The organism is Candidatus Kryptonium sp. (assembly GCA_025060635.1).
In the GTDB taxonomy this organism is placed as follows: domain Bacteria; phylum Bacteroidota; class Ignavibacteria; order Kryptoniales; family Kryptoniaceae; genus Kryptonium.
Genome location: JANXBN010000003.1, coordinates 69273 through 94692, shown reverse-complemented (window position 1 = coordinate 94692; position 25420 = coordinate 69273). Strand labels below are relative to the sequence as shown.

General features: G+C 36.3%; 19 protein-coding genes and 1 tRNA gene. 4 read left to right on the top strand and 16 right to left on the bottom strand.

Features of this window, described 5'->3' with window-relative positions:
• Nucleotides 1–17: 17 nt before the first annotated feature.
• The 16 genes from NZ923_06225 to NZ923_06150 all read right to left on the bottom strand — a co-directional run bounded on the left by NZ923_06225 (nt 18) and on the right by NZ923_06150 (nt 20376).
• A complete protein-coding gene (locus NZ923_06225) occupies nt 18–929 on the bottom strand; it encodes a hypothetical protein (GenBank protein ID MCS7229616.1) in 912 nt (303 codons plus the stop codon).
• 29 nt (nt 930–958) lie between these two features.
• On the bottom strand, nt 959–1153 hold the full coding sequence (locus NZ923_06220; protein ID MCS7229615.1) for a helix-turn-helix transcriptional regulator: 195 nt from the start codon (nt 1151–1153) through the stop codon (nt 959–961).
• A 116-nt stretch (nt 1154–1269) separates the two neighbouring features.
• A complete protein-coding gene (locus tag NZ923_06215; protein MCS7229614.1) occupies nt 1270–2097 on the bottom strand; it encodes an NHL repeat-containing protein in 828 nt (275 codons plus the stop codon).
• A gap of 40 nt (nt 2098–2137) precedes the next feature.
• Nucleotides 2138–2605 carry a DUF5683 domain-containing protein gene (locus NZ923_06210; protein ID MCS7229613.1) on the bottom strand — a complete coding sequence of 156 codons (468 nt, stop codon included), beginning with the start codon at nt 2603–2605 and terminating at the stop codon, nt 2138–2140.
• Nucleotides 2602–2994, bottom strand: a complete 393-nt coding sequence (locus tag NZ923_06205) for a RidA family protein (GenBank protein ID MCS7229612.1) — start codon at nt 2992–2994, stop codon at nt 2602–2604. The genes NZ923_06210 and NZ923_06205 overlap by 4 nt, the downstream gene beginning before the upstream one ends.
• 73 nt (nt 2995–3067) lie before the next feature.
• Nucleotides 3068–3991, bottom strand: a complete 924-nt coding sequence (locus tag NZ923_06200; protein ID MCS7229611.1) for a ParB/RepB/Spo0J family partition protein — start codon at nt 3989–3991, stop codon at nt 3068–3070.
• Nucleotides 3988–4806: an AAA family ATPase gene (locus tag NZ923_06195; protein MCS7229610.1), complete on the bottom strand. Its 819-nt coding sequence runs from the start codon at nt 4804–4806 to the stop codon at nt 3988–3990. The genes NZ923_06200 and NZ923_06195 overlap by 4 nt, the downstream gene beginning before the upstream one ends.
• A gap of 105 nt (nt 4807–4911) precedes the next feature.
• Nucleotides 4912–5250, bottom strand: coding sequence for a P-II family nitrogen regulator (locus NZ923_06190; GenBank protein MCS7229609.1), 339 nt, complete (start codon nt 5248–5250; stop codon nt 4912–4914).
• 13 nt (nt 5251–5263) lie between these two features.
• Complete coding sequence (locus NZ923_06185; protein ID MCS7229608.1) at nt 5264–5755, bottom strand: SLBB domain-containing protein; 492 nt, start codon at nt 5753–5755, stop codon at nt 5264–5266.
• Between the two features lie 23 nt (nt 5756–5778).
• Nucleotides 5779–6498 carry a hypothetical protein gene (locus tag NZ923_06180; protein ID MCS7229607.1) on the bottom strand — a complete coding sequence of 240 codons (720 nt, stop codon included), beginning with the start codon at nt 6496–6498 and terminating at the stop codon, nt 5779–5781.
• Nucleotides 6495–7502, bottom strand: a complete 1008-nt coding sequence (locus tag NZ923_06175; GenBank protein ID MCS7229606.1) for a UPF0164 family protein — start codon at nt 7500–7502, stop codon at nt 6495–6497. The genes NZ923_06180 and NZ923_06175 overlap by 4 nt, the downstream gene beginning before the upstream one ends.
• Nucleotides 7503–7525: 23 nt before the next feature.
• Nucleotides 7526–12316 carry a C25 family cysteine peptidase gene (locus NZ923_06170; GenBank protein ID MCS7229605.1) on the bottom strand — a complete coding sequence of 1597 codons (4791 nt, stop codon included), beginning with the start codon at nt 12314–12316 and terminating at the stop codon, nt 7526–7528.
• A 45-nt stretch (nt 12317–12361) separates the two neighbouring features.
• Nucleotides 12362–15439 carry a preprotein translocase subunit SecA gene (gene secA / locus NZ923_06165; protein MCS7229604.1) on the bottom strand — a complete coding sequence of 1026 codons (3078 nt, stop codon included), beginning with the start codon at nt 15437–15439 and terminating at the stop codon, nt 12362–12364.
• 96 nt (nt 15440–15535) lie between these two features.
• A tRNA-Ser gene (locus NZ923_06160) sits at nt 15536–15626 on the bottom strand.
• Between the two features lie 97 nt (nt 15627–15723).
• The gene (locus tag NZ923_06155) at nt 15724–17769 is read right to left on the bottom strand and encodes a T9SS type A sorting domain-containing protein (GenBank protein MCS7229603.1); all 2046 of its coding nucleotides are present in this window, start codon (nt 17767–17769) and stop codon (nt 15724–15726) included.
• 66 nt (nt 17770–17835) lie between these two features.
• Nucleotides 17836–20376, bottom strand: a complete 2541-nt coding sequence (locus NZ923_06150; protein ID MCS7229602.1) for an SBBP repeat-containing protein — start codon at nt 20374–20376, stop codon at nt 17836–17838.
• A gap of 667 nt (nt 20377–21043) precedes the next feature.
• Between NZ923_06150 and NZ923_06145 the strand changes: the two genes are divergently transcribed.
• From NZ923_06145 to NZ923_06130, 4 genes are all read left to right on the top strand, one after another.
• Nucleotides 21044–21811, top strand: a complete 768-nt coding sequence (locus NZ923_06145; protein ID MCS7229601.1) for a response regulator — start codon at nt 21044–21046, stop codon at nt 21809–21811.
• 6 nt (nt 21812–21817) lie between these two features.
• Nucleotides 21818–23188 (top strand): sigma-54 dependent transcriptional regulator, encoded by a 1371-nt coding sequence (locus NZ923_06140; protein MCS7229600.1) that lies wholly within the window; start codon nt 21818–21820, stop codon nt 23186–23188.
• 66 nt (nt 23189–23254) lie between these two features.
• Nucleotides 23255–24226 carry a 23S rRNA (guanosine(2251)-2'-O)-methyltransferase RlmB gene (rlmB, locus tag NZ923_06135; GenBank protein MCS7229599.1) on the top strand — a complete coding sequence of 324 codons (972 nt, stop codon included), beginning with the start codon at nt 23255–23257 and terminating at the stop codon, nt 24224–24226.
• Entirely contained in the window at nt 24219–25406 is a 1188-nt protein-coding gene (locus tag NZ923_06130) for a M20 family metallopeptidase (protein MCS7229598.1), read from the top strand. The genes rlmB and NZ923_06130 overlap by 8 nt, the downstream gene beginning before the upstream one ends.
• Nucleotides 25407–25420: the final 14 nt, after the last annotated feature.

Genomic DNA, 25420 nt, shown 5'->3' with positions numbered 1-25420 from the left:
TTTAAAAAATTCCACCTTTATTTTAAATTTGCAACGAACTTGGCTATTCTATCCGAAATTCTTTCAACGATTTCATCTGGAACCCCATCAATTGCTTTTGATTTCAGACGCATATCCGGAATTTCATTGACATAATCAACCACAACAAATTTTTTATCGCCATCTTTAATGATCAATGCGATCTCGCTTGAGAAGAAATCAAGATTACAAACCTTATGAATTTTGAACATGATATTTTTAATTTCCTCAAGTCCCCACTTAACAAGTTCATTTGGCTCAACGATTTCGTAAATTTTATCTTCATTATCCCACCAACAAATTAATACTTCCTCAAGAACATAAAAAGCCCTAAACCAGGCTTTTTTATCACCAAGATAAATTGGTTTGATCAACTCTTGAACAAGATAGCTATCATATGGAATTTCTTTTCTTGCCTCAATTATATCTTGAATTGAATACCCAATTTTAACTCCGAATCCACCTCCAGTTTCCGTGGAAGGTTTTATGACAAATGGTGTTCCAATTTTTTCTATCTCTTTTTCACCTAACTTCAATTCTGGATCATAATCAAGTGGGGGAAGGATAAATGTAAAAGGTAAGTTAACACCGATGTTTAAAAGTTCAAGATGCATTTTAGCTTTATCAAGCGCGCGAATCATATCTTCGTATCTGTTGATGCTTCTTGAGCCAGAGCGTTCAACTAATACATTTAACTCAAGGAAGTTTTCATTTGTATCAGATGCTCTATCAAAGTAGCTCAAAAACTTGATATCCCCGCTTTTTACCCTATTGTAAATATCCTTCAAATTTTCTGGACTGATTAAACAAACAGATATTCCTTTTTCCTTGCATTTACTCTCAATCAAGTTCACAAAATCAAAATCGTATTCCCATTCCCAAGCAATCCCTAAGTGATAAACCGTTTCCATCAAGCGATGCTTACTTTAAAGCAATGAAATTATTTTTTCTTCTTCGGCAATCCTTTTTGAATTATCTCAATGAGTTTGTCGCGATACTTTTTCGCAACTCTCTTACCTTTGATGATCTGCGAGATATAGGACTCTGTCACTCCCAGCACCTCTGCGAGGTCTTTCTGCTTAATTCCCTTTTTCAAAAGCATCACTTTGATGTCCGTCGGTGTTAACTTCTTCATCTTTGTCTCCTCCGTTAAGTTTAAATGTTTTCACTTATATATTAACAAATTTCGCATTAAATGTCAAGATAAAAATTATTCATCGCGCATAATTTATTATTATCTCAAACCCCTAATCAATTTTCCTTGCCCCTTGAAAATGTCAATTTATAAACTACGACTTCGCTATCTGTCAAGCAGTAAAGCAAATTTCCCCGCCGGGCGAGATCGTAGATCTTTTCAGACGCTGTGATTTTGCCCCAAAGTTTGCCATTAAGTTCAAATACAAAGATCTCGCTCCCATCTGCAACATAAAGCAATGAATCCGCAAATAACCCTGTTGGAGATTTTAGATACTGTTGCCCGAACTTTCTTAAAAAGTTTCCATAGTAATCGTAAATTAAGATATAATTACCATCAAGAATGGCTATCAGGTTCTGAAAAGTTAGAGTTATTTGAACAGGATTTATAAGTCGTCCAGCGCCAGCTTCAATTCCTCCAAATGTCTTTTCAACCTGATTAAACTTATTAATTTTTACACACCTTAAATTTTCGCCATCAATTATAAAAAGCTCTCCAAATTTTGAAACCGTTACTGAAATAGGAAATCCAAAAGTTCTTTCACCTCCACTTTCGCCTTGAAATGAGGCAATGAAATTTAAATTTTTGTCAAATCTTTGAATTCTATGATTGTTGTAATCAGCGACATAAACCGCTACACCGCTTCCCGCATCAACATCGTAAGGCGAGTCAAATTCAAGCTCTCCCCAGCCATAACCCGTTACATCACGAATTAATTTTCCGTCTCTTGTAAACTTTTTTATTGAATTATTTCCCGTGTCAGCGATGTAAATATCACCTGTTGGGCCGATGGAAATACCACGAGGCAGGTTCAAGTTTCCAAATTTAAAAAGAAAAGCGGTATCAATTTGACGCTCATCCCTTTGAAAGGGTTGTGCAAACATCACGAGAAGCAGAGTAAAAATCAAAAACAAAAATCTCATTTTAAAATTTATAGTGAAGTTTTATTTTTACAGGCGATAACTGAATTGAGAGATTTTCCCCGACATCAAAATTATAAAGGTGTGCATCAACATAAGCATCAACGATGTTTGCGATGTAAAGGACAAAAAGATAAATTCCAAAAAGATCTCGCTGATCTCTGTAAAAATCCCTTAACCTTTTATATCTATAGTCCCCACCTGTTGTTTTGATGCTCTGAACGAAAAGGTCACGGTAATACCGATAGTTCTTATCATTTTGCCTTATCTCATAAATAAAATAACCAGCAAGTCCGTAGATAATAGGGATTTTCCAGTACGATTCATTATAAAACTGTCCAAGTCCAGGGACAACAGCGCTCATAAGCATTGCCTTTGTCGGAGATTTAACAGCTACATTTTTAGCTGTATCGGCTTGCGAAAATGCAACTGAACTTAAAAATAAAATCAGAGTTAAAACTTTTAATCTCATTTTGCCTGTTTTTTAACAGCGATTAAATCAATTTCTATTTTTACATCCCTTGGTAATCGTGAAACTTCAACAGTTGTCCTTGCAGGTGGTGAATTTTTAAAATACTCAGAATAGACCTCATTCATTGCGGGAAATTCATTTAAATCTCTCATATAAACATTAACCTTTACCACATCGTCAAATGTTGCACCTGCTGCTTCAAGGACTGCTTTTAGGTTTTCAAGAACTTGCTTTGTTTGTTCTTTTATATCTCCTTGAACAATTTGGTTTGTTTTGGGGTCAATTGGGATCTGTCCCGATGTAAAGATGAAATCACCAGCAACTATGGCTTGACTGTAGGGTCCAATTGGCTTTGGTGCTTTCTCCGTGTAAATTGTTTTTCTTTCCACTTTGCCTCCACTAATTGTTAGCGAAAATAGCAGGGTTAGAACTGCAAAAATTATAAATGTTAATTTCATGACTTTATTTGTAGTGTTTTTCTATTATTTCAAAAAGTTCAAGCAAGCGTTCAAAGTCATCGTTTGAATAAAACTCAATGATTATCTCGCCTCTGTTGTTGCTTGACTGTTTAATTTTAACTTGCGTTCCAAAAATTCGTTTGAGCTTTGATTCAATTTCTCTCAAACCTGCGGGTGTATGAGTTTTTCTCTTTTGCGCTTTGCCTTCCGAATCTTTCCCTTTCAATAGATCTCTAACTGCCTTTTCAACTTTTCTTACCGACCATCCTTGTTTTATGATCTTATTCCAAATTTCAATTTGAAGTTTTTTATTTGGGATATTTATCAACGCTCTTGCGTGTCCCATCGTTATCTCTCCCTTCTTCAAGCTTTCTTGAATTTGGTCTGGCAATTTAAGCAATCTTATAAAGTTTGCAACTGTTGTTCTATCTTTACCGATTTTTTTAGCGATCTCTTCTTGGGTGTATCCTAATTCCTCAATTAATCTCTGATATGCTTTTGCAATTTCAATTGGATTTAGTTTTTCTCTCTGTATATTTTCAATGAGCGCAAGCTCAAGAAGCTCTTTCTCCGACTCAACTTCAATGATGTATGCTGGAATATGTGTAAATCCAGCTTCTGCTGATGCTTTTACTCTTCTTTCGCCAGCAATTAGTTCATACATTCCTCCGGGCAATCTTCTAACCGTTATAGGTTGAATTACGCCTTTCTCAATTATTGACTGTTTTAGTTCCTCAAGCGAATCTCTATCAAAACTTTCACGAGGTTGATATGGATTTGGCTTTATCTTGGCTATTTCAATTTTGGCAATTACACCGACGGATTGGCCATCATCAAATCGTAAATCTTTTGAATCAATACTTATCTCTCGTGTTGCCGCGCGAGGGATTAATGCATCAAGTCCTCTTCCCAATCTTTGTTTACTCATATTTGCCTCATTGTTTCTTGTCTTTGAACCTTTTCAGGTTCTATTTTTTCATTTCGCTTTATAATTTCCTCAGCAACCTTCGCATATGAAATAGCACCTGGGGATTTGGCATCGTAGAGCAGAATTGGTTTCCCGTGGCTTGGTGCTTCGCTCAATTTTACATTTCTTGGAATCCTCGCCTCAAAAACTCTATCTCTGAAATATCGTTTTATTTCGTCGGCAACTTCATTTGATAATTTCAATCTTCCATCATACATCGTTAAAAGAACTCCTTCTATATCAAGGTTTGGATTTAACCTTTCCTTTACGATTTTAATAGTGTTAAGAAGCTGACCAAGTCCTTCAAGCGGTAGATACTCGCATTGAACGGGAATTAGAACAGAATCAGCAGCAGTTAAGGCGTTTACAGTTAAAAGTCCAAGCGATGGGGGACAGTCAATTAAAATGTAGTCATACTTATTTCTCAACCTTTCAATTGCTTTTGAAAGAATACGCTCTCTACCTTGAAACTCAATTAACTCGTATTCGCTTCCAACAAGCTCTATTTTGGAGGGGATGAGCTCAAGAAATTTTAAATATGGATCTGAGAAACTTATAACAGCGTCCTCGGCTTTTATTTTACCGAGTAAAATTTCGTATATTGTTTTTTCATATTCAGGTTCAACCCCAAGCGAGCTGGTAGCATTTGATTGAGGATCAATGTCAATTAAAAGTGTTAATCTCTCCATCGCAGCAAGATATGCAGCAACATTTACAGCTGTAGTTGTTTTTCCAACCCCACCTTTTTGATTTGCAACTGCGATAACCTTTCCCATCGGAATTTTTGACTTTACTTTTTCATCCTTAACGATTTTTAATCTAACAATTTATGGATTAAGTTTCAAGTCAAAAGTATTTTCAAAAAGTAGGTGGGAATCTCGTCAAATTGCATCTTCGCCTGTTTCTTCAGTTCTAACTCTTATAACTTCCTCAACTGGATAGATAAAAATTTTCCCATCTCCAACTTGTCCAGTTTTAGCTGCTTTTATGATGGTGCTAACGATTTTATCAACCATGTTATCTGGAGCTACAATTTCAATTTTTATTTTTGGCAAAAAATCAATTTTATATTCCGCTCCCCTATAAAGCTCCGTATGCCCTTTCTGTCTTCCATATCCTTTAACTTCGGTTATAGTCATTCCGCGAACCCCAATCTCTGCAAGCGCCTCTTTTACATCATCAAGCTTAAACGGTCTTATTATTGCTTCTATTTTCTTCATCTCGCTTGAAAATTTATCTTCTAAATACACTTATGATTGCAGCGATGCCACCTGCTGCAAGACCAATATCTCTCAAAATTGCGAGTATATCTTTAATTACATCAATAGAACCACCAGGGACAACAACCGTGTCACCAGGCAAAAGCAACGGACTTGGTTCCCCATTTTCAATTATTTTTTCAACATTAACCTTTATAACTTTCTCAACGATTGTGGTATCTTCACGGACACTTCTAATAATTTTTACATCCTTCAACTTTGCTTCTTTTAATGGTCCACCTCCATATGAAATTAGTTGAACCAAATCAGTTGAGCTTGGAACTTCGTATCTTCCTGGGTTTCTCACAAATCCCCATAAATTCACGGTTATAGTAAGTTCACCGGTTTTCCCAACGAAATAATATGCGCTTGAACCACCACCCGTTACGATTCTTGGGCTATCAAAAATTTGCGCAAAGGATGTTGATACAAATATCAAAAGCAATATGAGTGTCTTTTTAAGCATAATTTCAGTTCACCTCCGTTATTTTATTTAACATTGAAAACACCCCAATTTGATTTTGAACCCGCACTTTGACCAAATTGCACTCTATCAACGCGCCACTTATACTGTCGTCCTGAAACGAGATTTTCACTTGCTCTTGAATCAAGATTAAACTTTACAGAAAAATCCCCAAAGCTTCTATAATTATATATCCAAATAATTCTATCGGTCTGTGCGTTTTTAACTCTTATCACAAAGTCACCGCCACCGTTAGGATCGTCCCATTTGAAAATGACTGAATCTGCTCTAACTTGGGCATTATTTCCTGGCGTGATCAATCTTGGTTTTAAATATAGCTCAAATGAAATCGTATCTGATGATCTACTTTCAACATTGTCCCGATTATACGCTTTGACATAGTAGTAATAAACTTTGCGAAATTCAACATTTGTATCGACGAAAAATGTATCTGCAATTCCTGCTTGTGCTTTTATATCAGCATGTAAGTTAAATTCAAGTTTATTAGATTTTACCTCACCGCGATAAACTTTGTATCCAGAGGCATTTGCAACTTTGCTCCAAATGATTTTTATACCATCCACCTCTGGGATCGCTCCGCTTCCGATGTCCATTTCAGAAAGCGGATCTGGAACAGGATAAATTTTAGGGACATCAGGCGCCGGTAAACTTTCTTTCGTTGGACTGCACGAGAAAAATAATAAGCTAATGCTGATGAAAAGAATTATTTGCAATTTCACTTTCATAGCTTCTTTAGAATTTTTTCTATTATTAACGAACCACTTACCCTGTGAACTGCTCCGAGATCATGGGCAAGGAAAGCATAGTCAACAGTCAAAAAATCAATTTTTACACCAGCGCCAATTGTTAAGTTTTCAGCGTTTTTCCCAAAACGAACAAATAACAAGTCCCTGTAACTATATTCAAACCCGTATAATCTATCTGTAAGATAAGAATTTTGACTACCATATGCAACTGTGATTTTACCCGAAATGAAGTTAACAGGCAAGGTATAAGCAATGCCAAACATTATAGTTGACTCAACGAAATGTTCACGCCTTGTGCTCCAAGCAATTCTCGTCTTACCCAGATCTTTAATCGCAAGTGAAATTGAAACATCGCCAGTATTTTCGCTCTGCAAAAAATCATCCATGCTAAATCTAAACATGACACCTAAATCAAAACCGAAACCAGTTCCCTTTTCCGAACCAAGCTTTTGATTCAACAATTTGAAGTTCATCCCGATCGGCATTGAAACCGGGACTCTGTATCTTGACCAACCAAAATTTACATCAAACCTAAATTCCCTTGAAAATGAAAAATAAAACGCATCTTCAATATCGTTGAATAAACCGCCACCCGTATAGCCCTTAACAAGGTTTTCCCTATCCACTGGCGTTTGAATAGATGTAAAATCTGGAGTAAGAGGGATATCATCAACGCTTAATCTTACCCAATTAACAGCAATTCCGAGATTCTGAACATTTTGAATGAAACCAAGATGGAAAAAAGAAGCAAGCGGGCTTGTAATTCCACCAAATTGAGACGAATACATAAATGATAAAATACCACTACCAGATATCGCAACGCCAGCTGGATTGTAATAAAAAGAGGAACCATCATTTGCAATTGCTATGAAAGCTCCGCCCATACCAAGAGCTCTTGCTCCAACAGGGATTCTTAAAAACTCGCCTGCATACTTTGAGTTATCCGAATATGCAAGCGAGAAAATCAAAAAAAGAAAAAGCACCTTTAAAAATTTAGTTTTCATAATTACCTAACCCTCGCAATTTTTCCTGTAAAGTTTTGAATTTTTCCTTCTCTCTTTACCGAAAATTTATAGAAATAAACTCCATTTGCGACCTCGTTTCCATCTCTATCTGTTCCATCCCACCATATCTCATGATAACCAATTGCGGTTGGAATTCCTGTGCCACCGATTTGAAAACCATAAATTTCCCTCGGATCATTAGATGGGAACTTGAAATTCTGAATCAATCTACCAGCAACTGTATAAATTTTGAATTCAACTTCTTCAACCGGGGCACCAAAAATTTCATACGCAAAGAAAGTTCTATCCGAAAATGGATTTGGGAAGTTTCCATAGATCTTTACATCAAAATTTGAAACAACTTTAAATGAAACTCTAACTTCATTTGACCAATTCCCGTTGATATCTCTTGCAGAAAAGCTTCCCCAATGTTCTCCTTCGGTTAACTTCGGATTTAATTTCACAAAAACACTTTTCGGATTTGTGATCGTATCTGGAATTGTTATATCAGAATATTTAACTTCTCTTCCATCAATCTTAAATCTCAACGACTCTTTTGAGATATCCACCCCTTCATCATCTTCAATTAAAATGCTAAACACAGGATTTGCAGAAACATGCGCTCCATCTCTAAAACTCTGTCCCTCAACTGTGACTTCAACTCTTGGAGCTTTTGAATCATTTGAAAAGCCAATTGCATAAATTCCCGATTCATTGAAGCTTGCCTGAAACCATTCGCCAACGACACTTCCACCTTTCACTCTAAAAATTCTTGTTTTCTCGTCATACTGATAAAGTTTTATTTTGTCTTTATTCTGATTTAGATTTTGATCCGCAAGGTCAATTTTTACGAAAACCACAACCTCACCGTCGCTATTTACGGTGTTGTATTTAACAATGAAATTTTGTTGCTCCCCAAGCGGTCTTACAGGATAAAAATTATTGCCTGCATATGAAAATTGAACTGCTGTTGGATATTCAAAAGAGATAAGAGAGACAGATTCAGAACCTCGCTTCAATGAAATGTTTTGCGTGATGGAAATTGAATCAGAATTAAATTTCACAAAGCTATAAGTCAGCGTGTTATAAACGAGATTATTTGAATAGTCCAAATCATCACCAGACAAAGAATCGCTTTCAATCACAGCATAGATTGTATATGTCCTGATGTTAAGATTTTTATCAATTGGGACAACTACATCGGCAGTGGAATTACCACGAACCGAAAACCTTGTTTGACCGATCAAATAGTTTTCATCTCTGAAAGTATGATAAACTTTGATTTTAAAATCATTCGCATCAACATCGCTGAGATTATAAACTTTTAGCGAAAGTTTAACGGTTGAGTCAGCTACAAATTTTAGATTCTGGCTTTTGAGGTAAATTGAACTTTGGAACTGATTCAATTGTTGTGGGATCAGCGATGGATCAGGCAATCCCTTAACAATAATTTCCCTCCAATCGCCAACGAAAACTCTACCTGCTGAATACGCTATCATATGAATATGATATCTTGTTCCGGCAATGATCGGGATTTTTTTAACCGCACGATAAACATTTGTTCCGCTACTTTCACACAGCAAAGTATCACGCCCAAGCAAAAAGTCAAATCTTCCATTTCTACTTTTGTATCTGTAAACAACAAACTTAACAGAATCAGGCAAATTTCGGTTCTCAATCTCAACTCTACCAAACAAAGCCAAACTATCGCCTGGTTTCGGATTATCTGGAACAAAAGAATAATCACCGACAAACGCACCGCCAATTCTAAATACACTAAAGCCAGCTTCAGTTCGTTGCCCATCGTTTATAAAGGTTTTAACAAATCCAGATCTTACAGTTGGTCTAATTGTAATGTTTCCTCTCCCATTTTGGATTGGAACCGAAAACTCATTCCTTAAAACATGAATGCTATCCGAAATTATGACCGAAGCAGTCCCACTTGAAATTTGGGATTGAACTTGAATTTTTAACGAATCTAATGTAGAGATAATTTTTCTTTCAATGTTGACAACTGTTTTGTTTTCTGGGAAAGGAAGTTTTATTGCTGGATCACCGATATAGTTATATTGATAAACCATTGATTTCGCCTGCGGCCAAAAGAAATAATTTGAATAATACCTTGCTTTGCCAAGTGTTATAATTTCACCAACGGTTCGGTTTGGATCAAACATATATGGAAAGATGCTCAATATCATAAAGTAGTCATTAAGAAGCCATCCAACCCCACTTGATGCAAGGACTCCAATTGCGCCTTTTTCTTTCTCAACTACAAGATTAACTCCCAACGCTGTTTTTTGTGGATAGTCAAACGCCCCCGAAAAACAAGTCATACTCGTTATTAACGGATATCTATCTTTATTCGTCATCTTTGGTATATCTTCATTTTTAAGCAAACCATTATCAGCCCATATCGCTCCACCACCGTGACCGACGAAATTCACAAGGATCTGCCCATCTGAAAAATAATTTAAAAGTTTTGAAGTTCCGCCAGAAAAAATAGAACCAGCAATTACATACAAACGATTTATGTTCAAATACTTGGGCAAAACATTCATCACAAGGTAATCGGTTTGAGATTCAAAATCTTTCCCTTCGCCAGCGATCATAAGGACATTCTTATTCCAACTTTGCGGCTTCTGATTCCAAAAAGAAATTATTTTATCAACTACATTCTTAAGTTCTTCCCTATCTCTTACGGGCAATCTACCAAGCAATATATCACCAAGCAAATCTTCGCCGTCAATAAATGTAAACCAAGCATCCGCTGATGTTGCACCATACCAATAGGATTGATAGAACATAGTCGGGATCATGTCAAGTTCTGGATAGCGTCGGTTATCATAAACCGCGCTACCTACAAGAAGAACATAGGTCGGGGCTTTTGACCAGTTGAAATAAGCGTATTTTAAAAACTCCCTTATAGCGTAAGGACTCTTTATCCCATTGTTAAATTCGTCATAGATATCATCAACACTTATGATTTTAACCTTCAAGCCTTTTGACTCATAATGATTTTTCAACTTGTTCAGCGGATGTTCAACATTATTCACTTCCCTTTGCTTGTCGTAAAGAAATGGATGGGTTATTATAAGATAGTCAAATGAATTTGTTGTATTTTTTAAATTTGACTTCAAATCTTTCGCAATGCTATCGGGTTTAAGCTTTGCGATTTCGCTGACGGCGATAAATTCCACATCTTGTGATAAAACATTTGCATAGAAAATTGCATGATAATTTTCCCCAAGCTTCTCATCAGTTGCTTTCACAACTTCAACATTTGAAATTTTTGAAGTTCCGATCCTATAGATACTTATGTTTGGGTTCTTGAATCCAAAAAGTTCAAATCTGAAATAACCGCTTTTGTATTCGGGTGGAATTTTAAATCTTATTTCATCTTTATCCGCTTGATAAAGTCGTCTATAGGTTATCTCAAACCAGTTAACTGCAAATGATGTATTAGCAATTTTGCCGTCGCTTGAATTAGAGATTGTTATCTTATTTGTTCCACTTTTCAGATAATTATTTGGTACGGGGTAGCCTGAAACCTCGGATGATATTATGTGAAGTGTCTGATCATCCCACCGGGTTGTTAAAATTCTTTGATTATTAACGAAAACATCCGCAATGTGTTCAGGATTAATTGAAGCAGTTGATGTTATCCCGTGAAATGCGACTTTAATTTTCACATTGTCTAAACTTAACGGATCAGGAGTAGGTATATAAACCTCAAAATCTCTCTGTTGATTTGAATTTAAATATGCCCAAAACCAATGATCGCGATGATCATAAGTTAAATTGAGATCAATCTCATCCAACCTATCAAAAATAAAATCTTTCTCAAAATGAAGCGTTGAATGAAACGAAGCGCCACGGAGATTGATGAAATTATCAAAAAATCTAACTCCAGTTTCCTCTGCTAATCTCATACCATCGCTTTCACCAATTTCAAGGAAATAAACATTTACATCTGTAAACGGATCATTGTAAAGATCTCTTTTTCCATTAGCGAATTTATTTTTTCTCCCCTCGGCATAAAATTCAATGTAATCACCTTCATTAAAAATTCCGTCACCACCTGAATAAACATAGATAGGAATTTCAAGACCGTTGTTTTTAAGCTTCAACTTTGATGCTTTAGTTCCTTTCAAATCAATTCCTGACTTTTTAAGATCCTCATATGTTATCTTGTAAATTCCATCTTTTCTGATGAAGATTTTGTATTCAAACTCTTGCGAGGTTTGTTGAGATTTGAAGTTAATGTTATATGCGTTTATCTTCGGAGTTGAAAAAATTTTTTCAACATCAACTTTTGAAATTGTGCCGGATGAAATTAAAAATTTTATCTCTTTTAAGTATCTCAACTTCCCTTCCTCAACTCTGTACGGAAAAACAAGCAAGCCGAAAAGATCAACACCGCGTAGCTTGCCAAGGTAAACCAAATCGTAAATTTTTTCACCTGTGAAAAATTCCTCTTTAAATTCAACTTTATCTGGTAAAGAAAACTCCTTCATCATCGGCAATGGATGATTCAATACAATTTCGTCAAACTCAAAATTAAGTATATCAATTCTTGGGGTTTGTGTAGATGAGAGAAAAAAGCTATAGTAAGGGATGAAATTTGGAAGGAGAGAGACATTGGTGAAATTTTCAAGTGATATAACAGAATATGTATTTCCAGCAATTTGAATTTCTCTTACCTGCGGTTTCTCAAATTTAATTTCAAGCTCTTTAGTGACTCCGTGATCAATTAGGTTAAAAAGTTCTTGGGCATACGAAATTTTAAAAAACAAAAAGAAAAACAGGAACAAGTTGAAAATTTTCATCTTCCCAGTTTTTTATATTTTCCCGTGACAATGTTTATATTTTTTCCCGCTTCCGCACGGGCAAGGGTCATTTCGCCCGACTTTTTGAGTGACCTTAATAGGTTGTAATTTCACATTTGGTTTAACAGCAGTGGCAGTTGCAACATCTGTTTCGCCGGTCATAACTTTCAAGCCCATACCGATTGACTCCTGATGCACAAGGTTAAGTTGCTCTCTTCTTGGTCTTCTCGGTCTTCTTTCAACAACTTCTTCAGGAACGAGTGGAAACATCCTAAACACGATGCTTAAAACTCCACTTCTTATCCTTCTCATCATCTCCATAAACATTTCAAATGCCTCGGTTTTATACTCAACGAGTGGGTCTTTTTGAGCATACGCACGCAGGTGAATTCCCTCTCGCAATTCATCCATTTCTCTTAAATGTTCTTGCCATCTTTGATCTATAACTTGAAGCATCGCCATTTTTATTAAAGCAAACATCAATTCCTCTCCAAGTTGCGATTTTTTCTGCTCATAAAACTCAAGCGCATCGTTATAAATTTTTTCTTTGAGACCTTCTTTCCCGAGCTTTTCAAATTCATCAGGTGTGATCTTTAAGTCAATAAGAAGTGTTCTCACCAATTCTTCCTTAAGAGCTTGATAATCAAGCGCTGGATAATATCTTTCAACTATATCTTCAACATAATCAATTAACATATCAAGTAGATCGTCTTCAATCCTCTCGCCTAAAAGTGCGTGTCTTCTCAGGCTATAGACAACTTCTCTTTGTTTATTCAACACATCGTCATATTCAAGCAATCTTTTTCTTATTGCAAAGTTATTTTGTTCAACTTTCTTCTGTGCTCTTTCAACGCTTTTCGTCACCATCGGATGCTGAATTGGCTCACCATCTTTATATCCAAGTCGTTGCATTATATTTGCAATTCTTTCGCTTCCGAACAAACGCAAGAGGTCATCTTCAAGAGAAAGGAAAAATCTTGACGAACCTGGATCACCTTGTCTTCCTGAACGTCCCCTCAATTGAAGATCAATTCTCCTTGCCTCGTGTCTTTCTGTTCCGATCACGTGCAATCCTCCAAGTTCTGCAACTCCTGGACCGAGTTTAATATCGGTTCCGCGTCCTGCCATATTCGTTGCAATCGTAACCATTCCACGAAGCCCAGCGTTTGCAACGATCTCTGCTTCTCTTTGATGATGTTTAGCGTTCAAGACATTATGCGGAATCCCGCGACGCTTAAGCATTCTGCTCAAAAGTTCAGAAACTTCAACGCTTGTGGTTCCAACAAGCACAGGGCGACCAATTTTATGCATTCGCTCTATTTCTTCAATTACAGCGTTGTATTTCTCCCTCTTCGTCCTGTAAATTACATCGTCATAATCAATTCTTATGCACGGTTTGTTTGTTGGGATAACAACTACATCAAGTTTATAAATTTCCCAAAACTCCTGCGCCTCAGTCGCTGCTGTACCAGTCATTCCAGCGAGTTTCTTATACATCCTGAAGTAATTCTGAATAGTAATAGTCGCAAGCGTTTGCGTATCTTGCTCAACTTTGACACCTTCCTTTGCTTCAATTGCTTGATGTAATCCTTCAGAATATCTCCTTCCGGGCAACACTCTACCTGTAAACTCATCAACAATTAAAACTTTCCCATCTTGCACAATGTAATCAACATCTTTTTCAAACATGATATAGGCTCTGAGCAATTGTCTAATTGAATGAACTTTATCGCTTCGCTCTGAATAAAGACGATATAGTTCCTCTTTTTTCCTTTGCTTTTGCGCTGGGGTAAGATATGGATCATTTTCAATTATACTTATTTCAGTTCCAAGGTCGGGCAGGACGAAAAATTCTCTGTCTTCAGGTGAAAGGTTTGCCAAAAACTCCCTACCTTTTTCAGTTAAATCAATTATGTGATTTTTCTCATCAACAACAAAATATAAATCCTCATCTATTTGACGCATCTTAATACCCTGATCCTTTAGAAACTCAAGCTCGGTATCAACAAGCAATTTATTATATTCGGGTTCAGCGAGTAATTTTCTTAACTTTTTATGTTTAGGTGCTCCTCTATGTGCTTTTAGAAGCAAAACTCCAGCCTCATCAAATTTCCCCTCGTTTAAAAGCTTTTCTGCTTCATCAACTATCTTGCTGACAAGATTAATTTGTGCAGTGACTAATCTTTCTACTTTTGGCTTCATCCAATCAAATTTGTGCTCTGTCTCTGGCACAGGACCACTTATGATAAGCGGTGTCCTTGCTTCGTCAATTAAAATAGAGTCAACTTCATCAATTATAGCGTAATAATGTCCCCGCTGAACTATATCATTTGGATCAATAGCCATATTATCACGAAGATAATCAAACCCAAACTCATTGTTAGTTCCGTATGTTATATCGCAATTATATTGGGCTTTCCTTTGTTCGGTATTCATCCAATTTTGAATGCAACCTACAGTTAAACCAAGGAACTCGTATATCTTCCCCATCCACTGGCTATCTCTTAAAGCAAGATAATCATTCACTGTTACGATATGAACACCTCTTCCAGTCAAGGCATTAAGATACGCTGGCATAGTAGCTACAAGCGTTTTACCTTCACCTGTGGCCATCTCTGCGATTTTACCCTGATGCAGGACGATCGCTCCCATTAATTGAACATCAAATGGGATCATATCCCAGACGATCTTATGTCCGGTCACTTCCCAGCTTTTACCAACCAACCTTCTGCAAGTTTCCTTAACAACAGCATAAGCTTCAGGCAGAATTTCGTCCAACGCTTTTTGTTCTTCTCTGAAAAGTTCTTTTTCAAGTTTTTCTATCTCATCATAAATTTCAAGTCGTTCATCTCGTGTTAACTCCTTATCTTCACGAACACGAGTTTTAAGCTCTTCAATTCTATCTTCAATATGTTTTGTTCGTTCTTTAATTCTGGCTTTAAATTCGTCAGTTTTAGCCCGAAGTTCAGCGTCGGTCAATGTGTTAAGAGTTGAATAAATCTCATTTATGCGATTAACGATTGGAATCAAAGCTTTTAAATCTTTCTCGTTCTTGCTCGGGAAAAGCTTACGCAAAAGTTTTATGAGCATACCCTTTTAATTAAGCAAAAGATTGTTTTTAATTTGTTTCAGGTAGAAATATAAAAATAATTAGGGTCATAAACAAAATTGTCGGAAGTGGAAAAGCGGAGAGGGTGGGATTCGAACCCACGAGCCCGCTTTTTGGCGGGCTACACGCTCTCCAGGCGTGCGCCTTCATCCACTCGGCCACCTCTCCAACCAAAACTCACTTTAAAATATAAACTCTATCATTAAAAAAATCAAACAATCCCTCTCCCCACACAAAGTAGAGAGAGGGACAAGAAACTATTTTATCACTTCATCAATACCATTTTCTTAACACTAACGAAATTATTCGCTCTCAACCTATAAAAATATATCCCACTTGGCATCCCGCTAAAATCAACTTCAACACTATAATAACCAGCCTCCAATCTCTTATTTATCAACTCAGCAACCCGCTCCCCTCGCAAATTAAACAACTCAAACTTTACATCACAATCCACAGGTATACCAAACTCTATCGTCGTCGTCGGATTAAATGGATTCGGATAATTCTGATACAACACAAATGAACTCGGAACCTCACCAGCAACAATCTCAACAACCTTATCAATCAATCTCTCACCTAACAAACCAACTGCTCCTATCTTGTAATAATATCTCTTACCCGACTCAACTGAATTGTCCTCCCATTTATACCTCGCACCAAAAGCTTCCTCACCTTTCGCCTTCAAATTAACATCATTAACATATGTTGCTACCATCCTAAACTCTTCACCCTCCTGCTTGCGATATACATTAAATCCACTAAAACCTCTATCCTCCGTCTCCGTCTCAATCATCAATTGAACCCTATTGCCTACTGCCTTTGCAACAAATGATTTCAAACTTACTGGCAATGGCGTATCGCCAGTACCTGATATTACAAGATGAACATATGGCGTGTTCACATTTACATTTGAAACAGTTATCGTATTATTCACCGTGTTTCTGCTCGTAACTGACAACTCCTGCCACTGCGTCCCATCCCACATAAACACACGAAGCGAATTCTCATCACTTATGCCCTGATCAGAAACATCAGCATCAGTATATGAAAGTGTAAAATTACCCGTAAAATTCGTAATTCCTGAAGACTTGTAAACATAATACCATCTATTTAAAACAAGATTACTACCCACACCCACTGCATCTCCTGGTTGAGGACCCAAAAAGCTTGTCCTATCATACACCCTAACTTCAACATCACCTGAACCATTTAAACTTGTAAAATTAATCGTCAATGGCAAATAATCATTACCATATCCAAGATCCCATTTCTTTGAACCAGTTGAAGAAACTGGCATAATTAATGGCATATACCTTACAAATTTACCAGCTCCTGCCCCGCTTATCCCACCACTGACCTTGAGTGATACACCACCAAAAAATGGCATAAATGGTTCTATCACACCTGATGTGAAAATCAACTCATCCGTCACGTGTATTCCCGCTGATATCGTGACACCACTTTGATTATCAATCTCAAGTTTATAAAAAGTAGTTTGTCCAGTTATTTGTTGTACCCCTGTGCCCTGAAACTTAACCTTTTGAGTTGATGTTGTAAAAGTTCCGTAATTAAGCCAATGACTTCCTCTAAAAACAAAATCTCCTGTCATATCGCTTGATAATGTAGCATCACTTCCAATGTAAAAGTTACCTCTAACTACTAAATTTGAACTGCCAGTGATGGTATATGTCCGTAATCCGCTTAAATACAAATATCCATATGTTTTCCCAGATGAAGCAACGGCATATGTGCCAGAACCACCAATACTAAACATAAACACTCCATTTTCTGTCCCAGGTGCCCTTGAAAGTGCATCTACCAAAGATTCATGATCTCTGATCGCTTGATGAGCATAAACGCCTCCATTTTCTATACGCAACGAATCACCAACTCCTAAAGCAACCCCAGAACCAGATGAAGCACTACTTAAATTGTGCAAAAAAGCACCGTCTTTAAGCACTATATCATAATTACCCGATATATTGTCACCAACCATTAATCCAGGATTAGCTGTATTTGTGTGCGGCAAAGTCAAATATATACTTCTACCTGACGCTGGGCTTATTTCAAGTTTCCTGATTTGAACAGTGGTATTACCACCTGGTAAATAAACCGAATAATCACCAGAAACATAAGTATTATCCAAAACAACTTCATCATTTGAACCAGGAACACCATCTGGATTCCAATTCGCAGCATCATTCCAATTATCAGTATTAGCTCCACGATCCCACTTTTTTACCGTCTGTGCAAATGCAACACTAACAAAAAGAAAATATATCAAAAGTAAAATTAATCCTCGCTTCATATCTCTGCCTCCTTTTTTGTTGTTTTGTTTGTTTTGTTATTTTGTATGTTTGATAAAAAATCTTTTCTACTTCATCAAAACCATTTTCTTAACCTCAACATATTTACCTGTCGTGACTCTATAAAAGTATATTCCACTTGGCATTTCTTTAGTGTACCACTTAACAGTTTTATTATATCCAGCTTCCATATACCCATCATATAAAACTGCTACTCTTTGTCCAAGCAAATTATATACTTCAATCTTAACATGTCCTGATTCAGGCAAATCAAATTTTATTTCTGTTTGAGGATTGAAAGGATTTGGATAGTTCTGATACAAAACAAACTTATCTGGGATTGCGAAATCGTTTTTCCCATCTTGAACCGATACAACGAAATCTCTTGGCAAACCTTCAAATTTCAATATGAAAGCATCATTACCCCAACCAATAGTATTGTTATCTGGTTGAAAATAAGCACCTCCTTCAGGATTTCGTGTTGGGAAAGGAATATAATTAGATGCGGTACTATTAACCCATCCAGTTACAAATATATTTCCTCGCAAATCAGTTGTAATAGAACTACCCCCTTCATTAACAGCACCACCAAAATATGTAGCCCAAAATCTTACACCATAATTGTTAAATCCCAAAATGAAAATATCAGTGCCCGCAGCAGGTCTATCTCGGCAATATGAATCAGCAAGAAGACATCTGGTGGGTAATATGTTAGATTGAGTAGCACCAGTTACATATACATTCCCATTTAAATCAGTTGTAATAGATGGTGACCAGTCAGTTTGTTCCCCACCATAGTAAGTAGCCCACATCCTTTGTCCAGAACTATTGAACTTTAGAATAAAGACATCTTCGTAAGAGAAAGATGGATAAGTGCCTAATGTATCTTGAAAATAAGCTCCACCACCTGGGTTATATACTGGAAAATCAGTTGAATTTGTTTCTCCAGCTACAAATATATTTCCATTATCATCAGTTACGATAGAATAACCTACATCTGTCTTATTCCCTCCATAATAAGTAGCCCATTGTCTTACTCCACTAATGCTGAATTTTGAAATGAAAGCATCAATATTACCTTTAAGCATATTCTGAATATACGCGTTTCCAGGATTATATAGAGGGAAATCTGTTGAATTAGTATATCCAGTCAGCAAAACATTTTCAAATTTATCTGTTGTAATAGCATATCCCACCTCACCATAATTTCCACCGTAATAAGTAGCCCACTTTATTACTCCGATGTTAGTAAACTGTAAAATAAAAGCATCTGAACCCCCGGCGATATTTGGTTGATAATAAACGCCGGATATTCCTGGATTATATGTCGGAAAATCTTCTGATGCAGTATATCCAGTGACAAATACGATACCTGTTGAAGCATGCACAGTTATTGAGTATCCATATTCTCCCGCAGAACCACCATAATAAGTAGCCCATTTTCTTATACCATTTTTGTCAAATTTTAAGATAAAAACATCAGGATATGTAAATATACCACCAAGATTCCCTTGATAGAAAGCCCCATTTCTTGGGTTATATGTCGGGAAATTTCTTGACAATGTCGCTCCTGTCACAAATACATTCCCCAATGAATCTGTTGCAGACGAAAAAGCGTAATCGTTGCCATTCCCTCCGTAATAAGTAGCCCATTGCCTTACACCGCTATTATTAAATTTCAAGATAAAAGCATCATCTATAGCCCCAGCGTGTGTTCCCTGAAAGTAGTCATCAAATCCTTCAGGATCATAGGTCGGAAAAATATCTGACTGTGTCACTCCCGCAATATACACATTACCATTCAAATCTGTTGTAATTGAATTTCCATCATCACGCCAGTTACCTCCATAGTATGTGGACCATATAAGACTCAATGGCGGATCAATAACTATTGAGCCATTTATTTTCTCCTTTGCTTCAAATTTTACCTCTTCACCTTCAATTTTGTATCTTAAATCAACCTTCGCACCACTTGAAATTTCATAGGCAAATAGCTCACCATCCTTTATTTCTCCGATCGGTGTCTTCAAGTATATTTCTTTTCCATCAACAACTTCAACATCTGCATATTTTACTTTAAACTTTATTTGTCCAATATCAAATCCTGATTTAACCACAAATTCATGGTGAACAACTCCGTCAACATATTTCCAAATCCAATCAATCCCAGGATAAATTCCCTTGATTTTAACTTCTTCATATGTTGGGACAAACAATATCCCCTCTGGGCAATGAGCATAATAATAATTGGTATATCCAGAGATTGGCTTAATGAACTCAATATCGTTCCAAATCTTGGTTGCATCAACAAAATCTATATCTATCCTTGCATAATCAAGTTTAGCTCTATCAGGATTGTTAGCATCCTTAAATCTAAACTTCAATTCACCTTCACTTTTACCTTCAATTTTATAAATTACATAACTAACTCCACCATCTTTTACAAAAATCTTAAAATTTTTACCACTGGCATAGAAGATAACATCTTTAACCTTATTGCCCTCCAAATCGGCAAGTTGTCCCATATTGGGAGTGAAACCTACATTAGATGAAAGGAGAAGTGAGCTGAAAAATACGCTCACCAAAAAAATATGAATTACTCTCGTCATAGCTACCTCCATAAGTTTAGTTTTAAATCTATGCTTTTATCCCGTTCCTGATTTTCTCCCTTTTGATAGAGAAAAATCAGGAAATTTGATCAAAATTTAAATTATACCCCGCATTTTTAATCATCCACCGCTACAACATACATTCCAAAACTTAACAAACAAGAATTTTTCAATTAATTTCAGTTTACCCCTAATAATCAGTAAGATGCTAGTTCAGTAGGGCTTTTAAGGTGGTTATATATAGGTTTTTTATATGACAAGTTTGAGAATGTGCTTCAACTCATTAAGGATACTCTATATTGCAGAAAGCCCTTGAACATTAAACCTGACTAATTAGGGGCTCAATGACCTCAAAATACAGTTACCTTAGCCTAAATATATAAAATTTTTTTGCTGATGTCAAGTAAGAAATTAGAGATTTTAAAAATTCAACTAGATTAATGTGTTCCAAATCACAATTTTTAGAAAATTTATTTATCAGCTGTTTAAATATCTTTTAAGTCCTGCGGTCAGCTAGATATAATAAAGAAACCAACTTGTTTGATTTTGTATTCAAAAATTTGTATTATTAAATGAATTTCCTCAAAAAGGGTAATTAGGAAAAAACGGCAAATGCTGAAGCAAAATTAAATATATCATACTGATTAAGGCGATAAAAAATCTCACGATGTCGGCGTTCTTGCAAAACTCGCATAAAAATAAATTTAGCGGGATAAGTGTTGTGTCTGAAAACAAAGAAATAATCAACATTCTTTTGATTGAAGATGACTCAAGCATTGCGGGTTTAATAAAGTATTATCTCAATTCATATAGAAATTATTTCTTTTCAGTTGATTGGGTTGATACAGCAGAAAAAGGGGTTGAGAAGTTATCAATAATGCCCAAAAACTATAATTTGATCTTATTAGATTACTACTTACCTGAAATAAATGGCGTTGAAGCTCTTAAAATTATAAAAGCACGGAATATAGATATACCTGTGATCATGTTATCAAGTGCGAAGGAAAAGGAAGTGATGAGCGAGGTTTTAAAGCTCGGTGCGTTTGATTACTATATGAAAGAAGATATAATTGGACCTCTTCTGCCGATTATTATAACAAATGCAATTGAAAAGGAAAACCTAAAAAAGCAAATAGAAAAAGACAAAGGCGAACAATCCCAAAAAATTGAAGCGATACAAGAAATAGTTATAACGGTTTCACATGAGGTCAACAATCCACTTGCTGCTATAAAGCTTGCTGCAAACATTTTACTTAAAAAGGAACTTCCATCAGATATAAAAACCTACATCAAAATCATCAAAGAAAACACAGACAGAATAGAACAAACAATTCTTAAACTAAGGGAACTAAAAAGCGATCAAATCGTCCCATATGTGGGCAGGTTGCGAATGTTTGATTTATCCAATAAATCTGACTCCACAAAAAAGGAATAATAGAGAATGAACGAGAGAAATGTTAAAGCAAGAGTGCTTGTTGTGGACGACGAAGAATATCTATGTGAATTACTGAAAGATGAATTGCTTTCAACGAATTTATTTGAGGTTGATGTGGCAAATGATGGAGCGCAGGCGATTAACATAATTCAAAACAGAATTTATGACATCGTCCTTCTTGATATAAAAATGCCAAGGATTTCTGGAATTGAGGTTTTAAAATTTATAAAAGAATACACACCAGACACGGAAGTAATAATGATCACAGCATTTGGAGATATAAAACTTGCAGTTGAAACAATAAAACTTGGAGCGTTTGATTTCATAACCAAACCGTATAATTTTGACGAGCTCCTTGTGTCAATTCAAAATGCACTTGAAAAACGTCGTTTGAAACTTCAAAATCGTTTGATGCAAAATGAGCTCTCAAGGTTAATTCATACCGATGAGGTGATCGGTCAAAGCAAAATTTTTAGAGAAGTTCTTGACATCGTTGCTCGTGTTGCTGGAACCGATGCAACCGTTTTAATTCAAGGTGAAAGCGGAACAGGTAAAGAGGTGATAGCACGTTTAATTCATAAAAACAGTCCGCGAAAAGATAAACCCTTCGTTGCGATAAATTGCGCCGCGATTCCAGATACACTAATTGAATCTGAGCTTTTCGGTCATGAAAAAGGCGCTTTCACCGATGCACATACATCTAAACCAGGACTTGTTGAAATCGCAAACGGTGGAACACTTTTCCTTGATGAGGTTGGAGATTTAAGTCAATATGTTCAACCAAAAATTCTAAGATTTATTGAAACTGGTGAATTTAGAAGAGTTGGAGGCAACAATATACTTAAAGTTGATGTCCGAATAATTTCAGCAACAAATAAGGATTTAAATGAAGAAGTTAAAAAAGGTAACTTTAGAGAGGATTTGCTTTATAGATTAAATGTTGTCACAATCCGTCTTCCCTCGTTGAGAGAACGAAAGGAAGATATTCCATTATTTGTTGAACATTTCCTGAATAAAAAGACCCGTGGTAGAAAGAAAATGAGTCCCGAAGCAATGCAAGTATTGTTAGATTATGATTGGCCAGGAAATATACGCGAACTTGAAAATGTTGTTGAAAGAGCTGCCATATTAGCCAAAGATGATATAATAAGACCCGAAGACCTCGCTCTTAAACCTGAACTTAAAGAAGATTACTACGCAAAACTTATTAAGAAACCTGTAAACACTTTATCACTTGCCGAACTTGAAAAAATTCACATTGAAAATGTTCTAAAAGCTAACAACTGGAATAAGTCAAGAACAGCAGAGATTCTCGGGATCAGTTTAAAAACGCTCTACCTGAAGCTGAAGCGATATGGGATAACTGAACCATTTTAACTTGTTTTCTTTCCTGGTTTAATCAAATAAATTTTTTCAAAACAAAAAACTCGGGAGTGAAATACTATGGATATGGAAAGAGAAAACATTCAAACGCCCGAAGGACAGATGTCTGAAGAAGAGACAAAGCCCAAAATAATAGCAGGAAGGCAACCCGTTATTGAAGCTCTAAAATCACAAAGCGTAATGATTGAAAAAATATATCTTCTTCACGGGATAAGAGGAAGTCAAATTGATAAAATCAGAAATCTCGCACGTAAAAAGGGCGTCCCATTTGTAGAGATAAACAAACAACGCTTCCGTGAACTTGCAAGCGATGTTGCAACTCAAGGAGTTATAGCGATCATAAGCGAAGCGAAATATATAACTGTTGATGAAATTTTAAATGTCGCAAAAGAACGAAATGAACCACCTTTTATTTTAATACTTGATGAAATTGTTGATCCACAAAACTTCGGAGCTCTTGCGAGAACTGCCGAATGTGCCGGCGTTCATGGAATCATAACTACAAAACATCATACCGCAATTATAAACTCAACCGTAGCTCGCGCATCAGCTGGCGCAGTTGCACATGTTGGCATCGCAAAAGTTACAAACCTTGCTCAAACCCTTGACGAATTAAAAGAAAAAGGAATATGGATCATCGGAGCTGACGCAAACGCATCAAAATTTTACTACGAGATTGACTACACCATGCCAGTTGCAATTGTAATAGGAAACGAAGGAAGAGGTCTTAGATTCCTCACGAAACAAAAATGTGATTTCCTCGTGAAAATCCCAATGTATGGTAAAGTTGAATCGCTTAACGCTTCCGTTGCTGGAGCATTAATAATGTACGAAGTTGTTAGAGCAAGAGATTTGAAAAAGAGAAAAATCATGAACCCATACTTAAATTTGAACGAGCCGATATTTATGTATAATGCACCGAAAGAAAAAGAGATCATATCTTCTGAATCTAAGTTAGAACCCGAAGTAGAAAAATCTGATTCAAAAACAAAAACGAAGAAGAAAACCAAGAAGACCGAAAAAAGTGAATAGTTTAATTCGTGATAAAATTTTTCAAATCTCGGAACAAATTTTTCCAAAAATCGTTTCAATACGAAGAAAAATTCACCAATATCCCGAACTTGCCTTTGAGGAATATAAAACATCCAAACTTGTTGAACGAACTCTTAAGTCAATCGGACTGAAAGTTAAAACTGGAATCGCCAAAACGGGAGTTGTCGGAATTCTTAAAGGAGCAAGAAATGGTAAAGTAGTTGCACTTCGCGCTGATATGGACGCACTTCCTATACTTGAGCAAACAAACCTACCATTTGCTTCAAAAATACCTGGGAAAATGCACGCCTGTGGACATGATGCGCATACTGCGATACTCCTCGGTTCGGCAATGATATTAAAACAATTTCAAAATGAATTAAATGGAACTGTTAAATTCATCTTTCAACCAAGCGAAGAGAAGAACCCAGGCGGTGCGAAATTAATGATAAACGAAGGAGTCCTTGATAATCCCAAAGTTAATTATATATTTGGGCTTCATGTTCGTCCTGATGCTGAAGCAGGCTCAATTTTTCTAAAAGAAGGTGCGCTTATGGCTTCCTCTGATGAAATCTATATTAAGATTAAAGGTAAAGGTGGGCATGGCGCCCGACCTCACTTTACAATTGACCCAATCGTAATTGCTTCTGAAATTGTCATTGCTTTGCAAAAGATAACAAGTAGATTTTTCGACCCAATTGAACCAAGAGTTCTGACAATTGGCTCAATACATGCTGGAACTGCCACAAACATAATCCCAGACGAAGCTACAATTTCCGGAACTTTGCGAACGATGAACGAAGAATGGCGAAAGAAAGCTTGGAAAATGATAAAACAAATCGTGCACGGTATAACATCTACTTATGGAGCAAGTTATGAACTAAAAATAAACCAAGGTTATCCTGTCCTTGTAAATGACCCCGAAATGACAGAATTTGTGAAACAAAAAGCAATTGAACTCTTTGGGAAAGACAAAGTTTTTGAAGCAAGACCTGTTATGGGAGCAGAAGATTTTGCATACTATCTTCAGAAAGTTTCTGGATGCTTCATCTGGCTTGGTGCTGGAGACAAAAACTCAAAATATGACATTCACAGTTCAAAATTCACGATAGACGAAGAAGCAATGAAATACGGCTCTTCCCTTCTTGCCTATCTTGTGATATCCATCTTATCAAAATAAAAATCACCTCTGAA

What these genes read in the sequence shown, in the direction of transcription:
- NZ923_06220 (MCS7229615.1), bottom strand. Translation starts at nt 1,153, where the DNA reads ATGAAGAAGTTAACACCGACGGACATCAAAGTGATGCTTTTGAAAAAG.
- NZ923_06200 (MCS7229611.1), bottom strand. Translation starts at nt 3,991, where the DNA reads ATGAGTAAACAAAGATTGGGAAGAGGACTTGATGCATTAATCCCTCGC.
- NZ923_06190 (MCS7229609.1), bottom strand. Translation starts at nt 5,250, where the DNA reads ATGAAGAAAATAGAAGCAATAATAAGACCGTTTAAGCTTGATGATGTA.
- NZ923_06140 (MCS7229600.1), top strand. Translation starts at nt 21,818, where the DNA reads ATGAACGAGAGAAATGTTAAAGCAAGAGTGCTTGTTGTGGACGACGAA.
- NZ923_06210 (MCS7229613.1), bottom strand. Translation starts at nt 2,605, where the DNA reads ATGAGATTAAAAGTTTTAACTCTGATTTTATTTTTAAGTTCAGTTGCA.
- rlmB (MCS7229599.1), top strand. Translation starts at nt 23,255, where the DNA reads ATGGATATGGAAAGAGAAAACATTCAAACGCCCGAAGGACAGATGTCT.
- NZ923_06195 (MCS7229610.1), bottom strand. Translation starts at nt 4,806, where the DNA reads ATGGGAAAGGTTATCGCAGTTGCAAATCAAAAAGGTGGGGTTGGAAAA.
- NZ923_06150 (MCS7229602.1), bottom strand. Translation starts at nt 20,376, where the DNA reads ATGACGAGAGTAATTCATATTTTTTTGGTGAGCGTATTTTTCAGCTCA.
- NZ923_06155 (MCS7229603.1), bottom strand. Translation starts at nt 17,769, where the DNA reads ATGAAGCGAGGATTAATTTTACTTTTGATATATTTTCTTTTTGTTAGT.
- NZ923_06225 (MCS7229616.1), bottom strand. Translation starts at nt 929, where the DNA reads ATGGAAACGGTTTATCACTTAGGGATTGCTTGGGAATGGGAATACGAT.
- NZ923_06215 (MCS7229614.1), bottom strand. Translation starts at nt 2,097, where the DNA reads ATGTTTGCACAACCCTTTCAAAGGGATGAGCGTCAAATTGATACCGCT.
- NZ923_06185 (MCS7229608.1), bottom strand. Translation starts at nt 5,755, where the DNA reads ATGCTTAAAAAGACACTCATATTGCTTTTGATATTTGTATCAACATCC.
- NZ923_06180 (MCS7229607.1), bottom strand. Translation starts at nt 6,498, where the DNA reads ATGAAAGTGAAATTGCAAATAATTCTTTTCATCAGCATTAGCTTATTA.
- NZ923_06145 (MCS7229601.1), top strand. Translation starts at nt 21,044, where the DNA reads ATGTCGGCGTTCTTGCAAAACTCGCATAAAAATAAATTTAGCGGGATA.
- secA (MCS7229604.1), bottom strand. Translation starts at nt 15,439, where the DNA reads ATGCTCATAAAACTTTTGCGTAAGCTTTTCCCGAGCAAGAACGAGAAA.